Raw genomic sequence first — 16179 nt, 5'->3', positions numbered from 1 at the left:
GGTATGTCATACCTTAAAAATGTTACAATCAAATTACTTTACCCTAACACTACCAGGAACCAACTTGGTGTAATCACCATTATTTCTAATAACATCCCGAACAATGGAAGACGCTATATAAGACGTTTTTGCCGAGGTTAAGAGAAATACGGTTTCAATTTCCGAAAGGCTTCTGTTGGTATGTGCAATAGCTTTTTCAAACTCAAAATCTGCCGGATTTCTTAGTCCCCGTAGAATAAATTGAACACCGATGTTTTTGCAGAAATCAACGGTTAAGCCTTCATAGGCCATAACTTTAACATTGGGTTCTTCTTTAAAAGCATCTTCAATGAATTGCTGCCTTTCCTCAAGCGAAAACATGTATTTTTTATCTGCATTAATACCAATAGCCACGATGATTTCATCAAAAAGCGTTATACCACGTTTTATGATATCGTAGTGCCCCAAGGTTAATGGGTCAAAAGACCCAGGAAATATCGCGCGTTTCATAATTTAAAATTACAACTTTTATTTCAAAGCTTCATCAATGGCATTATTGAATAATTCTACCAAAGTAATGTTTGCGGCTGCTGCTTGTTGCGGTAAAATACTTTCTCGTGTTAATCCAGGAACGGTATTTACTTCCAGTAAGTGTGGCTCTCCATTTTTAAAAATAAACTCGCTTCGGCTAAAGCCTTTCATTTTCAAAACTTTGTAAACTTTTTTGGCTTCGGCGGTTACTTTAACTTCTTGCTCTTTGGTCAATCTAGCAGGCGTTATTTCTTGCGATTTTCCAAAATACTTGGCTTCATAATCGAAAAAATCATTTTCAGAAACTATTTCAGTAATCGGCAACACCTTGGTTTTACCTTTATAGGTTATAACACCAACAGAAACTTCGGTACCGTCTAAAAACGACTCAATTATAATTTCATCATCCTCTTTGAAAGCAACATTTATGGCATTTTGAAGATCCTCCTTTTTATGCACTTTGCTAACACCAAAACTACTACCTGCTTTATTGGCTTTAACAAAGCACGGTAGGCCTACTTTGGCAATAATGTTGTCCTCATTCACTTCGTCTCCTAAATTCAAATAAAAAGATTCTGCCGTTTTTATGCCATATGGTTTTAAAACGCTCAAGCAGTCACGTTTGTTGAAGGTTAAACTAGCTTGGTACATGTCGCAACTGGTATGTGGAATATTCAATAATTTGAAATAGCCCTGCATAAAACCATCTTCACCGGGAGAACCGTGGATGGCATTAAACACACAATCGAAAGTGATTTTTTGGTTGTCTACGCTAACTGAAAAATCGTTTCTGTCAATCGGGTATTCATTCTCATTTTCATCAACATACACCCATTTATGTTTAAAAATATGAATTCGGTAAGCTTTGTATTTTGAGGTATCAAGGGTTTCGTAAACCACATTTCCGCTTTTCAGTGATATCTGGAATTCACTGGAATAGCCTCCCATTATAATGGCAATATTCTTCATTTAAAATTTTGTAATTCTAAAACCAACAATAAAACGTGTCTATACTTAGTTAATAATAACTTAAGCTAAAATATCATATATATTGCAAAAGAAAAAACAGTTCTGTTTTTATATATTTGCCTAATCGAAAATACGTCAAATGAGCATCATAAAATTCCTTACCAGTAAAACTTTTTTGAAACAAATTTTATTGGCCGTTGTGGCTACTGTGGTTTTAGGTTTTTTTATTTTGAAATGGTTAAACATTACCACTAATCACGGTGAATTTGAAACGGTGCCCGATTTAAAGGGAAAATCTATTAATGTGGCAGAAATTGAATTGGAGCAGAACAATTTGGTCATGAAAATTCAAGATTCAGCCAATTATAACCCCGATTACCCCAAGTTTTCGGTAATAGAGCAGGAGCCTTTGGCAGGTACAAAAGTTAAGGAAGACCGAAAAATATATATTACCTTAAATCCATCGGGCTATCGAAAAATAAGGGTTCCTGATGGTTTAATAGACCAAACATTTAGGCAAGTAAAGCCAACTTTGGAAGCTTTGGGTTTTAAGGTGGGTAAAATAAGCTACGAGGACAACATTGGAAAGGATATGGTGCTTAAGCTTTACCACGAGGGTAAAAGAATTGAAGCTGGTGATAAATTGGCCAAAACCTCAAAGATAGATTTGGTGCTTGGTAATGGAAATAGACCATAAAAATGGAGGACTACACGCCTGAATTACCAGATGAAGAAAGCGACCTCTATGAGCATCATGCCTTTACCGTAGAAAAGGGACAAAAGCCACTTCGCATTGATAAATATTTGATGAATTTTGTTGAAAATGCCACACGAAACAAAATTCAGGCAGCGGCTAAAAATGGAAGTGTTTTTGTGAACGGTACACCCGTAAAATCAAACTACAAGGTAAAACCGAACGATGATATTAGGGTACTGTTCGCCCATCCACCACATGAAAATTTATTGGTTGGCGAAAACATTGATATTGATGTGGTTTATGAAGATGACCAACTCTTGGTTGTTAACAAACCTGCGGGAATGGTGGTACACCCAGGTCATGGAAATTATTCTGGAACATTGATAAACGGACTGATTTACAGATTTGATAATCTTCCAAACAATTCAAGCGAGCGCCCCGGATTGGTGCACAGAATTGATAAGGACACTAGCGGACTTTTGGTGGTGGCCAAAACCGAACATGCCATGAACCGTTTGTCTTTGCAGTTTGCTGAAAAGACTAGTGAGCGCGAATACGTTGCTTTGGTATGGGGAAATATTGAAGAAGACCAAGGTAAGGTTGAAGGCAACATTGGGCGCCATCCTAAAAACCGATTACAAAACACCGTTTTTTTAGATGATGAGTCCGATAAAGGCAAACCTGCCGTAACCCATTATAAAGTTTTGGAGCGTTTGGGCTATGTTACGCTGGTTTCTTGTAAATTGGAAACAGGTCGTACCCATCAAATACGTGTGCACATGAAGCATATTGGGCATACCCTTTTTAATGACGAACGATATGGCGGTGACAAAGTTTTAAAGGGAACCACCTTCACCAAATACAAACAGTTTGTAGAAAATTGTTTTAAGGTCTTGCCACGTCAAGCGTTACATGCCAAAACATTGGGTTTTACGCACCCCAAAACAGGTAAGTTTATGTCTTTTGAAACCCCAATTCCCGAGGACATGCTGGAATGCATTGAAAAATGGCGAAACTATGCCAAACACCAAGACATGGAGTAGCTTTTGGTTTAATTAATCATCCAAATTTATTAATGCTGTCAACTCAGCAATTTTACAAATCACTTCGGTAGCCTTAATCATACTTTCAACGGACACATATTCATATCGGCCATGAAAATTATGTCCGCCCGCAAAAATATTGGGGCATGGTAAACCTTTATAACTTAATTGGGAGCCATCCGTTCCACCACGTATGGCTTTTATAATGGGTTCAACAGCAACAGCTTTCATGGCTTGTTCCGCAATGTCAACAATATGCATAACGGGTTCTATTTTTTCACGCATGTTGTAATATTGGTCCTTAATTTCGGTTGCAATAATTTCCATGCCATATTGTGAGTTTAACTCAGCGGTCAATTTTTCCATAACCTCTTTCCGGGCCTCAAAGTGACCTTTGTCATGGTCTCGTATAATGTAGTGCAAAGTCGTTTCTTCTACATCACCTTTTATATTATGTAAGTGGAAAAAACCTTGGTAACCTTCAGTATGCTCTGGAGTTTCCATTCTTGGCAATGAATTGATGAATTCTGTAGCGATGTACATCGAGTTTATCATTTTTCCTTTGGCGTACCCAGGGTGCACAATCTTTCCTTTAATTTTAACCACCGCACTTGCGGCATTAAAATTTTCATATTCCAATTCCCCAATTTGGCTGCCATCCATGGTATAGGCCCAATCCGCTCCAAATTTTTCAACGTCAAAATGATGCGCACCACGCCCAATTTCCTCATCGGGTGTAAATCCAACCTTTATTTTCCCGTGTTTTATTTCTGGGTGATTGATTAAATATTCCATAGCTGAAACAATTTCACAAATTCCGGCTTTATCGTCCGCTCCTAAAAGTGTGGTGCCATCGGTAGTGATTAGGGTTTGCCCTTTGTACAGCAATAAATCCTCAAAATAATCAGGCGATAATACAATGTTTTCCTTTTTATTTAAAATGATGTCCTTGCCGTTATATTTTTCAATGATTTGTGGATTGACATTGGCTCCTGTAAAATCTGGCGATGTATCAAAATGCGATATAAAACCAATTGTCGGCACATCGTGTTTTACATTGCTCGCCAATGCGGCCATGATGTATGCGTTTTTATCAATGGTAACCTCTTGCATGCCAATGCTTTTGAGTTCTTCGGCAAGTTTGTTTGCCAAATCCCATTGTTTTTCTGTGCTCGGTGTGGTTTTAGAATTGGGGTCAGATTCCGTATCTATTGTAACGTAGCTAATAAAGCGTTTTATAAGGTGTTCTTTTGAAATCATTGAAATGAAAAATTAATAGCCTTTACTTGACCTCTAAAATACAATTATAAATTTTTTCAGCTTCGTAATTGGTTGATTTTTTAATAAGGTGTATTTTTGCACAAATAATACTGATGTATAAACTTTTACTTCGCCCTTTATTTTTCGCCTTTGACCCAGAAAAAATCCATCATTTCACATTTTCGCTGATAAAATTCATATCAAAAATCCCTGGATTTCAAGCTATTTTTAGAAGTCTTTATTTGGTTGAAGATAAAAGGTTGGAGCGAAATTTATTCGGGCTCACTTTTAAAAATCCAGTTGGGTTAGCAGCTGGTTTCGACAAAAATGCCGTGCTCTACAACGAACTGGAAAATTTTGGTTTTGGTTTTATTGAAATTGGTACGGTAACCCCGAAAGGCCAACCTGGAAATGTAAAAAAAAGATTGTTTAGGCTAAGAGAAGACCAAGGTATTATAAACCGTATGGGGTTTAACAATGAAGGTTTGGAAGCTGCTATTGTTCAGCTAAAGAAAAATAAAGGTAAGCTAATAATTGGTGGGAATATTGGTAAAAATACCGATACAAAACCCGAAGATTACACTAGGGATTATTTGGAATGTTTTAACGCCCTTCACCCATATGTTGATTATTTTGTGCTGAATGTGAGCTGCCCTAATGTTGGGAGCCATGCCAAATTGAACGACAAAGATTATTTGGAGGAATTGATAGCGGCAGTTCAGAAAGCCAATAAATATTTTGAGAAGCAAAAACCCATCCTTCTAAAAATAGCACCAGATTTAAACAATAACCAATTGGACGAAATTGTTGAATTGGTCAAAAGCACCAAGCTAGATGGCGTAATTGCCTGTAATACGTCAACCGACAGAAGCGGACTAAAAACTTCAAAAGAAAGGCTTGATGAAATTGGCAATGGTGGATTAAGTGGCCAGCCCATAAAAGCCAAAAGTACTCGGGTTATAAAATATCTTTCCATAAAGAGTAATAAAGCTTTCCCAATAATTGGTGTGGGAGGGATTCATTCCGCTGAAGATGCTTTAGCGAAAATTGAGGCTGGAGCTGATTTAGTTCAAATCTACACCGGTTTTATTTATGAAGGCCCAACTTTGATAAAACGTATCAATAAGGTAATCCTTCAACATAATTCTACTTTATAAAGCGTTTTACGATTAAAGATTTACCATTTGAAATGTTAAGCAGATAACTTCCTGAAGATAAGTGGCTAATATCAATTGGGTGATGGTTGATTGCTGTGCCCTTTAAAAATATTTGCCTCATAAGATTTCTAATTGCAAAGTATGCAGCTTCTGAGGGATTATTGTTTTTGGCATAAAGCAAATTATCGGTTTCTGGATTAGGATAAACTTTTTAAATCTCATTGGTCACTGCGGTATAAATCGTTTGGAAAAAGACGTTGTCTATGGGAATATCACTATCCAATCCATTGCCTCTTATAGCACGAAAACGCACCTTAATGGTTTCGAGCAAATGTGGATAAATCTATGGTTTTTGTTCTAAAAGGGTCGCTTTGGCTATTCTGTTGGCCACCTCGAAGGGGAGGTATAATATAATTAATGTATCCGTTCTGGGTTTTTATATCAACATGCAGCTCACCAATGTTTTTGCCGAACATATGGTATGCAAATTCCAATCCGTTATTTACATAATCTACATTAAAGCAAGGTGAAATAAATTCCGCAACGTCCCCAGGTTCAGCACCCGAAGCTTCGGCATATATGTAACTATTTACAGTGTCATTTGAATTTTGGCTAGAGAAAGGACCAGTATCGACAGATTGGGGCTTGCCAATGTTTGAAAGCCAATTGTAACCATTTCCGCTAATATCGTTACTAGTCCAGCCTTGATTATCCAATAGGTTGAAATTTTCAAAATCTTAATTAAATAAACATAGCCAAGAATAAAGACGTTGTAAAGCTAATACTGTCGATTATTTAACATTTCAATAATAAAAGATGGATTTATTTACGCGTCAAACGACTGATTATACTTGAAGAGTTCTATTATTTTAGAACAATTTTTTTGCTTGTTTTAGCACCATTTACATCCGTTAAAGTTAAAAGGTAAATTCCTTTGCTCAAATAGTTTAAGTTTAATTTTAAATCGGAAACATTTGATGCTACCTGTACTGATTTTACCAATCGCCCCAATACATTATAGATTTTTATGGAATTTAATCGAGTGTTTTGGATATTTGAAATCGTTAAAATATCTTTACCTGGATTTGGATGAATAATCAAATCTTTAAAAGAAGTTTCATTTTCAACGCTCAAAGTTGAAGATTTATAGGTGAAGGTTACGGTTCCAATTTTTCTATCATTAAAAGGTGAAATGTTCGATAAACTTGAAATAACACCAACTGGATTTGTCTCTGGATTGCTCAATGAATACATGTTTCCATCTTCGGTTCCAGCATCGTAAGGGTATAAATCTATAGAGAAGGTGGCTTTCCAGCCATTGTTAAATCCTGAATTTCCAGACCTGAGATTTTCACCATTTACGGCAATAAACCAATCTGGGCTTGGTGCTATCATGGAAGCTAAGCTTATCAATGGAAAATCTTCGCTCACTTCAAGGTTGTTAATCGTTATTGTTCCTTTCGCTGAATTTAGTCCGCTTCCAACAACAACTTGATTGGCATCAGAATTGGTTTCAACTTCATTTACAAAAGTGCTTGTAGCACCAGTTTCGGCAATCGATTCTATTCCGGGTGAAGCAAGTGCGCCCATCATCAAAAACGTGTGTTCAGTTTTATGAGTTACTACGGTCAACGGTGACCAATGGGCGTTGGGGGGTAAATCTATAGTGCTAATGCCGTCATTAGGGTTATCTGCCACAGATTCCCAAACACTCTCAAAAGTTATATCGTAAAAGGCAACACTTTGGGCAGATGAAAACATTGACAAGAATAATGATAAGGAGACTAATGGCGCAGTGTTTTTCATATAACAACTTTTTTATTTTTTAAATAGTCGAGGCCTATTAAACGGACTTACAAAACTCTAGATAAAACACGCTTTGTTTTGATATGCTTTGTCAAATTAATACTATTTTTATCACACATTTTGAAGAAAGGAATGTCCAAACCTGTTAAAATAATTGAGTGCCCAAGAGATGCCATGCAAGGGATCAAGGAATTTATTCCAACGGCAAAGAAGGTACAATATATTCAATCCTTGTTAAGAGTAGGATTCGATACCATTGATTTTGGCAGTTTTGTTTCCCCAAAGGCCATTCCGCAAATGGTTGATACGGCCGAAGTCTTGGCACAGCTGGATTTGTCCAAAACAACTAGTAAACTATTGGCTATTATTGCCAATACAAGAGGGGCGGATGACGCCAGCAAATACCCAGAAATTGATTATTTGGGCTATCCGTTTTCAATTTCAGAGAATTTTCAAATGCGAAACACCCATAAAACCATTGCACAATCTGTGGTTACACTTTCAGAAATTCTTGAAATTGCCAATAGATCAAATAAGGAAGTGGTGGTTTACATTTCTATGGGATTTGGCAATCCTTATGGTGATCCATGGAATGTGGATATAGTAAGTGAGTGGACAGAGAAACTCGCCAATATGGGCGTGAATATTTTATCGTTAAGCGATACGGTTGGAACCTCAACACCTAAAAGTATTGATTATTTATTTTCAAATTTAATTCCGCTTTATCCCAAAATAGAGTTTGGTGCCCATTTGCATACAATACCATCTACTTGGTTTGAAAAGGTTGATGCGGCATATAAGTCCGGCTGTAACCGTTTTGATGGGGCCATTCAAGGTTTTGGGGGTTGCCCCATGGCTAAAGATGAACTTACGGGCAATATGCCAACTGAAAAACTGCTGTCGTATTTCACATCCAAAAGCAAGAATAGCTTAAATGCTCTTAGTTTTGAAAGTGCCCACAACGAAGCTTCAAAAATCTTCAATACTTACCATTAACAATTCAAATTAGTTTTTCACTACAAAACTTAACGATTTAAATGTTAAATTTTACTCATAATATTTTGAAATATAAGTAGTTGAATTTTCTAGTTAAAAATTATTTAAAATTAATCTAAATAAACTTTGAGAAAGTTTAAATAGGTGTTATTTTTGCCCCTGTAAAAAAATCTATTTATAACCAATCTAAATAAAAATAACAAATTAATCATGAGAAAAATAACCTCTATTTTTTCAATTTTAATGGTGTCATTCTTGAGTGCGCAAACCGCTCAAGATTCAATCACCTTCGACCCCCAAAAACAACTTAATGCTGCACAACGTTTGTTGTCAGGTAATTATGGTCAGGCTGTAACTGTTGGTGCTTACGGCGAAACTACTTATAATCAACCAGAGGGGATGAATGGTGAATTAGATATTCAGCGTTTGGTGCTACTTTTTGGCTACAAGTTTGACGATAAAACCCAATTTGTAACAGAGTTGGAATTGGAGCACGTTGAAGAAATTTATGTAGAGCAAGCCTTTGTTAATTATGCTGTTGCACCAAATGTTAGTTTACGTGGTGGTTTAATGCTGGTGCCTATGGGTATAATAAACGAGTTTCATGAGCCCACAACATTTAATGGTGTTGAAAGGCCGGCGGTTGATGCCGCCATTATTCCTACAACATGGCGCGAAATTGGTGTTGGTGTTACAGGACGTTTCAATGATTTATCATTAGGTTACCAAGTCTATATTTTTAACGGATTTAAATCTACAGAGGCTGATGGAGAAGGCGGAATTAGTGGATTTCTTGGGGGATCGAATGGGTTACGCGGTGGTCGTCAAAAAGCCGTTCAATCTACCGTAGATAGTCCAACATTGTCAGCTAAATTTGATTATTATGGTTTACCAGGACTTCGTTTAGGTCTTGCAGGATATTCTGGAAAAACACAGGCGGCAGACGATATTGAGGAAATGAGCGGGGCAAATATCGGCATTTCCATGTTGGGGCTTGATGCTCGTTATGCTTACCAACGTTTTACGGCTCGAGGTCAATTTGTATATGCTAGTTTAAGTGATACTGCAGCATATAACACGGCAACAGGTAGAGATTTAGGTAGTGCCCTGCAAGGTTGGTATTTAGAGGGTGCATTTAATTTATTACCTCAAAATAACCAACAGCGTTTGTTTGCGTTTGTGAGGTACGAGCAGTACGATACCCACGCCAAAACAGAGGGAGGCTTGGTACAAAACGATGCCTATAACCGGAACGATATAACAACCGGATTGAGTTACCATATTGCCCCAGGTGTTGTGCTTAAAGGAGATTATCAATTTAGAGATAACGCTTTGTCTGGAGCAGACGTGGACAATAGGCTGAATTTTGGAATTGGTGTTTGGTTCTAAAATAATTTAAGCAGGTTGAACGCACTTAACCAAAGGCAAATCATCAAAATTATTTTTGGGGTTCGCCTTTGGTCATTTTTCTTGAAATAACAACTAAAAGCAATACATTTGTAGCATGAACACAAAGGCGGTTTTAATACTATTCACAACATTTCTGATGTTATCTTTCAGCTTGCCACAAAACATTCAGAAAAAAGTGGACAAAGAAATTACCAAAGTTTTTGGTGTTGAAACTTTTGATTTTTCTGAGGTTACCATCAACCAAGAAATTGTAACAGAATTACCATCAAAGTTTGGAAAGGATAATTTCTTCAAAATTGAAGCGAATAACACCGTTTTGGGCTATGCTTATCTGTCGCAAGCACCAAGTAAAACCGCCCAATTCGATTATTTGGTTTTACTAGACAAAGAACTGATTGTATTGAAATCTAAAGTTTTGATTTACCGCGAGGAATATGGAGGAGAAATTGGCAGTTCTAGGTGGCTCAGGCAATTTGAAGGTAAAACCGGTGGCGACGAGCTTAAATATGGCGATAACATTCTGGCCATTTCCGGGGCTACAATTTCAGTTCGTTCTATGACCAATGCCATGAACGACCTAATGACTTCTTTAAAAATCCTACAAAATAAAAACGCACTCTAAATGCTACTAAACGGATTGATATTTACGCTTCCAAAAGAGATTAAATTATTAATCGGTGCATTTATTATTGTATTGAGCCTTGGGTTTTTTACTGGGTTATTATTTGTAGAAGAAACGTCATCCGCTAACCCAAATGGCATTGAAGAGCAATATTTGGGAAATGAAGACGATGACCAAGCAGAAGTAATGCGCTTTAAAAAGAGCGACCAAGAAATGCTTACTTTGGTGCATAACCATATGCTGTCCATGTCTATAATTTTCTTTTTGTTGGGTTTGATTGTTTCAATTACAAAACTTCCAAAAAAGTTAAAATTGTTTTTAATTGTAGAACCATTTTTCTCGGTTGTATTCACTTTTGGAGGTTTATATTTACTCTGGAAAGGCATGCTTTGGATGAAGTATATCGTAATGCTTTCGGGAATTTTGATGACATTTACGTTTTCACTGGCTGTGGTCGTTATCCTCAGGCAACTACTCCAAAGGAAATAATTCCCCATTTTAACAGTTTGTTGTTAAACTATCGGTGTTTGATTTAGTCTATAGTAAAGATTAACCAAATAGCCACTCTTGAAAAAGTTATTATTCTTTTCGTTCTTATTAATTTCTTCAACATTATTTGCCCAAAAATTTTCTTTGGAGGGTATTGTTAAAGACCAAGATTCAACATCTTTGGAAGGTGCTACGGTTTACGTTCAAAGTATTTCAGATAGTGTACCGATGTCCTATGGTATTACCAATAAAAAGGGTGAATTTTCACTTCAAGTCAATGCGGAAAATGATAAAAAAGCCATTTTCAACATCGCTTATTTAGGCTATAAGCCCTATACAAAAGAGATTTATGTGCCCAATGGCGACCAATTAAATTTGGGTGTGATTACCTTGGAAAATCAGGTTGAGGAACTAAATGAAATTTCGGTAGTTGGTAAAGCCCCTCCGGTGGTCATTAAAAAAGATACTATAGAATACAATGCCGATAGTTTTAAAACCATGCCCAATGATATGGTTGAAGATTTGCTTCGAAAGCTACCAGGCGTTGAAATAGATATGGATGGTGGCATTACCTATAATGGTATTGAGGTTGAAGCCATAAATGTTGATGGTATGGAGTTTTTTGGAGACAGAAGGGGAGACGTGGCACTGAAGAACATACCGAGTAATGCCGTTAGCAAAGTTCAGGTTACTGATTACAAAACTGACACCCAAAAGTTTACCGGTGAAGAATCGGATTCCGGTACCAAGGAAATCAACTTAAAAATAAAAAAAGGAAAAAATAGGGCCTATTTTGGCGATGTTAATGTGGGTTACGGTACCGATGAAAAATACCAGGCCAATGCTAATTTATTCCAGCTTATTGAAGGTAAACAGCTAGGCGTTATCATGGGAACGAATAATATCAATATGACCCGTGGTTTTAATTCGTTGCCCGATGCAACTGCAAGTACGGGTTATATTGAATCGGATTTTATAGGTGCTAATTTTGCAAAAGGAAAATGGAATGAAACCCGTATAAATGCTGATTACCGCTATAGTGCTCAAAATACCGATAGGGCCCAGAAAAGCTATTCAGAAAACTTTTTGCCTGATTTCAATTATATCACGAATTCCAATAGTAGTAGTTACAACGACTCCGATAGCCATAATGCAGGCTCAGAGCTGAGGTTTCTTATCAAACCAAAAAATGAGGCGTCCAGAAAACACGTTCGGGTATCAAATAGAACACGTTTTAATGCGTCCAACAATGATACTTTTTCTACTACCGATAGGATTTCGGAATATGAAAATGGCGATTTGGTAAGCAAGTATTTTTCAACAAATAGTTCCTCAAGCTCCAATTATTCTATAGAAAATGATTTTAATGTGGCTTCGCGGTTGGGTGGGCGTCGAGATTTTTTGGTCATTGGCTTTAATACCAATTTTGATAAGCAAGATAGCGAAGGCTCCAACTATTCCAGAAATGAATTGGAAAGCAGTGCCGAAGACATAATTCAAGATCAAGTTTCAACCACCAATAATTCGGGCTCACGAATTGGTTTTTATGGAAGATGGAGCAAAGAAATATTACCGGATTTCAGAATAATTCCTGGATACCATGCTACGGTGAATACACAAGTTGATGAAAAGAGCATTTATGATTTTAATGAAGACACCCAGGAATTTGATAGCTTTAATGACAAAATAAGTATAGATAGCCGATATGTTTCCACAACGGTCAGTCCGTCTCTGCGATTGCGTTACGACCATAACGATTTCCGTTTTGAAATTGGTGCCACACATACCAATACATTCAGAAAATATACCGATAACATTATTGAAGCCCGTAATTTTAAAAACGATTTTCAATATTTAACCTACAATGGTAGAATCCGCTATCGCGACGAAAAAGGCTATAAAAATATTTCTTTGAACTACAGACAAAATGTTGATTTACCCAACGTAAACCAATTGCAGCCTATTGCCAACGTAAGCAATATTACCAATATAGTTACCGGAAACCCAGACTTAAAACCTGGTGTGAGCCATAATCTTGATTTTGGATATCAAAATAATCTGGCGGCCAACAAAATAAGTTTAAGTGCCGGAGCAGAAGCTACTTTTGTAAACGACAAAATCATCAATTCCACGATTACAGATGCCGATTTAATACGCTATACTACTTTTGAAAACATTGATGGCGACTATACTTTTTCAGGTAATGCAGGGATTTCAAAGTCGTTTTTAAACAAGAAAACAAACTATAACATTAGCCTAAGATTAAACGGTGATTATAGAAACATTAGGTCCATTCAAAATGCCATAAAGTTTACGGCGAAAACCAATACATTAAGGCCTTCGTTATCCTTTAGTTATTCCTATGACAAAAAAATAGAAATTAGTTCGTCGTACAGTTACGGTTTAACAAATACCACGTATAATACCGATGCTTTTAATGATAACGACTTTTTTGTTCAAAATTTAAGACTTGAATCCTCGGTATTTTTTCTAAAAGATGCCTTTTTCACCAATAAATTATCCTATCGCTATAACAGTAGGGTTGGCGACGATTTTGATGGTGCCGCCATATTTTGGAACGCCGGTTTGGGTATGACCATGTTTGAAAAGAAAGCAACGCTAACGTTGGTCGGGTATGATTTTCTTGGCAAAAACAATGGCTTTAACCGTTCGGTAACAGAAACTTCTATCCGTGATGTGGAAAACATGATTTTAGAACAATATTTTATGGTCACTTTTGTGTACAAATTTGGCAAATTTGCAGGGCAAAATATGATGGATGGCCGCAGGGACTTTAGAGGAGGAGGCCGTGGAGGTTTCCGAGGCAGACGTAATTAATAATCAGATATCAGGCTGGTTCATTTTTTAGGACTCATTTTCAGAATTGATAAAACTATATTTTACTGTACATTTATAGAATGGTGCGATGTATTTTTACTTTTTGTTTTATCATTTTAGCTAAGCCCATTTGGGCAAAGGAATGGAAAAGTTTAAATGCCTATCACAAATCAACCAAAAATCAACAGCTGCCACCTTCAGATTGGTTGAAATCCGATAGAGTTAAAAACACTATAGTTTGGCAAAAGGCCAATAAATATAATCTTAAGAATAATCTATCAAAAGAATACCGAAACATTGTTGAGCGGCGTGATTTTTACAAATGGCTTTATACAGCATTGGGAAAAAAGGGGCATGAGGTGGTTTGGGTGCAGATGGCACATTACATATCAAAAAAATTGCATCTCATTGAAGCGTTTCCACATGCCTTGTTAACACGGCAAAAGATAAAAACCTATGCCAATTTAGGTAGCGTAACCGTTTTTAAAAACGCCTTTCCAGAACTTAAAACAATGTACAATTCAGATGAAATTTTAAAGGGAAAAGATGCCGATGTTTGGGATGAAACCATTTTAAAATTAGAACAGTTTAACTGGATCGCAAACATTTATGAAACAATGGATGAAAAAAGCCTTCACACCTTAGTACGTATAGCCAAGGGAAAATGTTTATATGCCTTGGTTGTGCCTAAAGCCATTCGGTTTAAAGGTGAACTATCCAACGCAAAATCCCGCTATAATTATGCACTTGAAATGCTTAAGCCATATTGCGAAAACAGATATTAAACTTAACATGATATCTTAGATATTAGTTGTATATTTGCACGCAATTATAATCGTAATTGCATCATGACTGCACATCAAAACAAAATTGTCGGCGAAGGTTTAACTTATGACGACGTACTTTTAGTTCCCGCATTTTCTGAAGTTCTCCCACGCGAAGTCAATATCCAATCCAAATTAACGCGTAACATTACTATTAACGTACCGATTATTTCGGCTGCGATGGATACCGTTACCGAAAGTAGAATGGCCATTGCCATGGCACAAGAAGGAGGTATTGGGGTGTTGCACAAAAACATGACCATTGAACAACAAGCGCTAAAGGTAAGACGTGTAAAACGTGCCGAAAGTGGTATGATTATCGACCCGGTTACGTTGCCGATGACTGCTACCGTTCGTGATGCAAAAGCCTCTATGGCAGAACACAGCATTGGGGGAATTCCTATTGTGGATCCCAATGGAACATTAAAAGGTATTGTTACCAACCGCGATTTACGTTTTGAGCACGATAACAAAAAACCGATTGTTGAGGTAATGACAGGTGAAAACCTAGTTACGGCACCTATAGGAACCTCGTTGCGTGATGCCGAAATCATCCTACAAGAAAATAAAATTGAAAAGTTATTGATTGTTGATGAAGATTATAAATTATCAGGACTCATTACGTTTAGAGATATTACCAAGGTTACCCAAAAACCAAATGCCAATAAAGATAAATACGGACGTTTACGTGTTGCTGCCGCACTAGGCGTAACTGCTGATGCCGTTGTGCGAGCCGAAGCTTTGGTAAATGCAGGTGTTGATGCCGTGGTTATCGATACAGCGCATGGCCATACTAAAGGTGTGGTAAGCGTCTTAAAAGAAGTAAAAGCCAAATTTCCAGAGTTGGATGTAATTGTTGGCAATATAGCAACAGGTGCAGCCGCCAAATATTTGGTTGAAGCTGGTGCCGATGCCGTAAAAGTGGGTATTGGTCCGGGTTCCATTTGTACTACGCGTGTGGTTGCAGGTGTTGGTTTCCCGCAGTTTTCTGCGGTGTTGGAAGTCGCTGCTGCCATAAAAGGTTCGGGTGTTCCGGTAATTGCCGATGGCGGTATCCGTTATACGGGTGATATCCCAAAAGCTATAGCCGCAGGTGCCGATACGGTTATGTTAGGCTCATTATTGGCAGGAACTAAAGAATCTCCAGGTGAAACCATTATTTACGAAGGCAGAAAATTTAAATCGTACCGAGGTATGGGTTCTGTTGAGGCCATGAAAGAAGGCAGTAAAGACCGCTATTTCCAAGATGTTGAGGACGATATTAAAAAACTGGTGCCGGAAGGTATTGTTGGGCGTGTGCCATATAAAGGTGAGTTATACGAAAGCATACACCAATTTATTGGCGGTTTACGTGCCGGGATGGGTTATTGTGGCGCCAAAGATATTGAAACCTTAAAGGAAACGGGGCAGTTTGTAAAGATTACGGCTAGCGGTATTAACGAAAGCCACCCGCACGATGTGGCCATTACCAACGAATCTCCTAATTATTCTAGATAAAATTTTTAGGTTCGTTAACGTCCTGCTAAACGCAGTTCGGTCATGAGAACGAAGATACAAA

The 16179-nt window shown here is 37.4% G+C and carries 16 protein-coding genes; 10 read left to right on the top strand and 6 right to left on the bottom strand.

From position 1 onward, the window contains the following. Window positions 1-33: 33 nt before the first annotated feature. Complete coding sequence (gene coaD, locus ACB104_RS03500) at window positions 34-489, bottom strand: pantetheine-phosphate adenylyltransferase (protein WP_370476888.1); 456 nt, start codon at window positions 487-489, stop codon at window positions 34-36. A gap of 18 nt (window positions 490-507) precedes the next feature. Beyond that, complete coding sequence (locus tag ACB104_RS03495; RefSeq protein ID WP_370476887.1) at window positions 508-1479, bottom strand: D-alanine--D-alanine ligase; 972 nt, start codon at window positions 1477-1479, stop codon at window positions 508-510. Window positions 1480-1618: 139 nt separating this feature from the next. Here ACB104_RS03495 and ACB104_RS03490 point away from each other — a divergent pair, with 139 nt between their 5' ends. Further along, the gene (locus ACB104_RS03490) at window positions 1619-2176 is read left to right on the top strand and encodes a PASTA domain-containing protein (RefSeq protein ID WP_370476886.1); all 558 of its coding nucleotides are present in this window, start codon (window positions 1619-1621) and stop codon (window positions 2174-2176) included. A gap of 2 nt (window positions 2177-2178) precedes the next feature. Continuing rightward, entirely contained in the window at window positions 2179-3219 is a 1041-nt protein-coding gene (locus ACB104_RS03485) for an RluA family pseudouridine synthase (protein ID WP_370476885.1), read from the top strand. Window positions 3220-3231: 12 nt separating this feature from the next. Here ACB104_RS03485 and pepT read toward each other — a convergent pair whose 3' ends face one another. Beyond that, the gene (pepT, locus tag ACB104_RS03480) at window positions 3232-4479 is read right to left on the bottom strand and encodes a peptidase T (RefSeq protein ID WP_370476884.1); all 1248 of its coding nucleotides are present in this window, start codon (window positions 4477-4479) and stop codon (window positions 3232-3234) included. Window positions 4480-4592: 113 nt separating this feature from the next. On the opposite strand from pepT, the gene ACB104_RS03475 reads away from it, so the two are divergent. Next, the gene (locus ACB104_RS03475) at window positions 4593-5636 is read left to right on the top strand and encodes a quinone-dependent dihydroorotate dehydrogenase (RefSeq protein ID WP_370476883.1); all 1044 of its coding nucleotides are present in this window, start codon (window positions 4593-4595) and stop codon (window positions 5634-5636) included. Here ACB104_RS03475 and ACB104_RS03470 read toward each other — a convergent pair. From ACB104_RS03470 to ACB104_RS03460, 3 genes are all read right to left on the bottom strand, one after another. Continuing rightward, complete coding sequence (locus tag ACB104_RS03470; RefSeq protein WP_370476882.1) at window positions 5626-5817, bottom strand: T9SS type A sorting domain-containing protein; 192 nt, start codon at window positions 5815-5817, stop codon at window positions 5626-5628. The two genes, ACB104_RS03475 and ACB104_RS03470, sit on opposite strands and share 11 nt — an antisense overlap. A gap of 133 nt (window positions 5818-5950) precedes the next feature. Continuing rightward, window positions 5951-6352 carry a hypothetical protein gene (locus tag ACB104_RS03465; protein WP_370476881.1) on the bottom strand — a complete coding sequence of 134 codons (402 nt, stop codon included), beginning with the start codon at window positions 6350-6352 and terminating at the stop codon, window positions 5951-5953. A gap of 148 nt (window positions 6353-6500) precedes the next feature. Beyond that, the gene (locus tag ACB104_RS03460) at window positions 6501-7442 is read right to left on the bottom strand and encodes a T9SS type A sorting domain-containing protein (protein ID WP_370476880.1); all 942 of its coding nucleotides are present in this window, start codon (window positions 7440-7442) and stop codon (window positions 6501-6503) included. Between the two features lie 132 nt (window positions 7443-7574). On the opposite strand from ACB104_RS03460, the gene ACB104_RS03455 reads away from it, so the two are divergent. The 7 genes from ACB104_RS03455 to guaB all read left to right on the top strand — a co-directional run bounded on the left by ACB104_RS03455 (window position 7575) and on the right by guaB (window position 16118). Beyond that, entirely contained in the window at window positions 7575-8438 is an 864-nt protein-coding gene (locus ACB104_RS03455; RefSeq protein ID WP_370476879.1) for a hydroxymethylglutaryl-CoA lyase, read from the top strand. Between the two features lie 210 nt (window positions 8439-8648). Then, window positions 8649-9827 carry a putative porin gene (locus tag ACB104_RS03450; RefSeq protein WP_370476878.1) on the top strand — a complete coding sequence of 393 codons (1179 nt, stop codon included), beginning with the start codon at window positions 8649-8651 and terminating at the stop codon, window positions 9825-9827. Between the two features lie 115 nt (window positions 9828-9942). Then, window positions 9943-10470: an FMN-binding protein gene (locus ACB104_RS03445; protein WP_370476877.1), complete on the top strand. Its 528-nt coding sequence runs from the start codon at window positions 9943-9945 to the stop codon at window positions 10468-10470. Next, window positions 10471-10959, top strand: coding sequence for an Aq_1264-related membrane protein (locus ACB104_RS03440; RefSeq protein ID WP_370476876.1), 489 nt, complete (start codon window positions 10471-10473; stop codon window positions 10957-10959). Between the two features lie 78 nt (window positions 10960-11037). Then, window positions 11038-13797 (top strand): outer membrane beta-barrel protein, encoded by a 2760-nt coding sequence (locus ACB104_RS03435; RefSeq protein ID WP_370476875.1) that lies wholly within the window; start codon window positions 11038-11040, stop codon window positions 13795-13797. A gap of 80 nt (window positions 13798-13877) precedes the next feature. Next, window positions 13878-14582, top strand: coding sequence for an Insecticidal toxin complex protein (locus tag ACB104_RS03430; protein WP_370476874.1), 705 nt, complete (start codon window positions 13878-13880; stop codon window positions 14580-14582). A 63-nt stretch (window positions 14583-14645) separates the two neighbouring features. Then, the gene (guaB, locus tag ACB104_RS03425) at window positions 14646-16118 is read left to right on the top strand and encodes an IMP dehydrogenase (protein WP_370476873.1); all 1473 of its coding nucleotides are present in this window, start codon (window positions 14646-14648) and stop codon (window positions 16116-16118) included. The last annotated feature ends 61 nt before the right edge of the window (window positions 16119-16179 follow it).

Source organism: Tamlana flava (assembly GCF_041287255.1).
GTDB classification, from domain to species: domain Bacteria; phylum Bacteroidota; class Bacteroidia; order Flavobacteriales; family Flavobacteriaceae; genus Tamlana; species Tamlana flava.
This window is presented reverse-complemented; position numbering and strand designations above follow the sequence as displayed.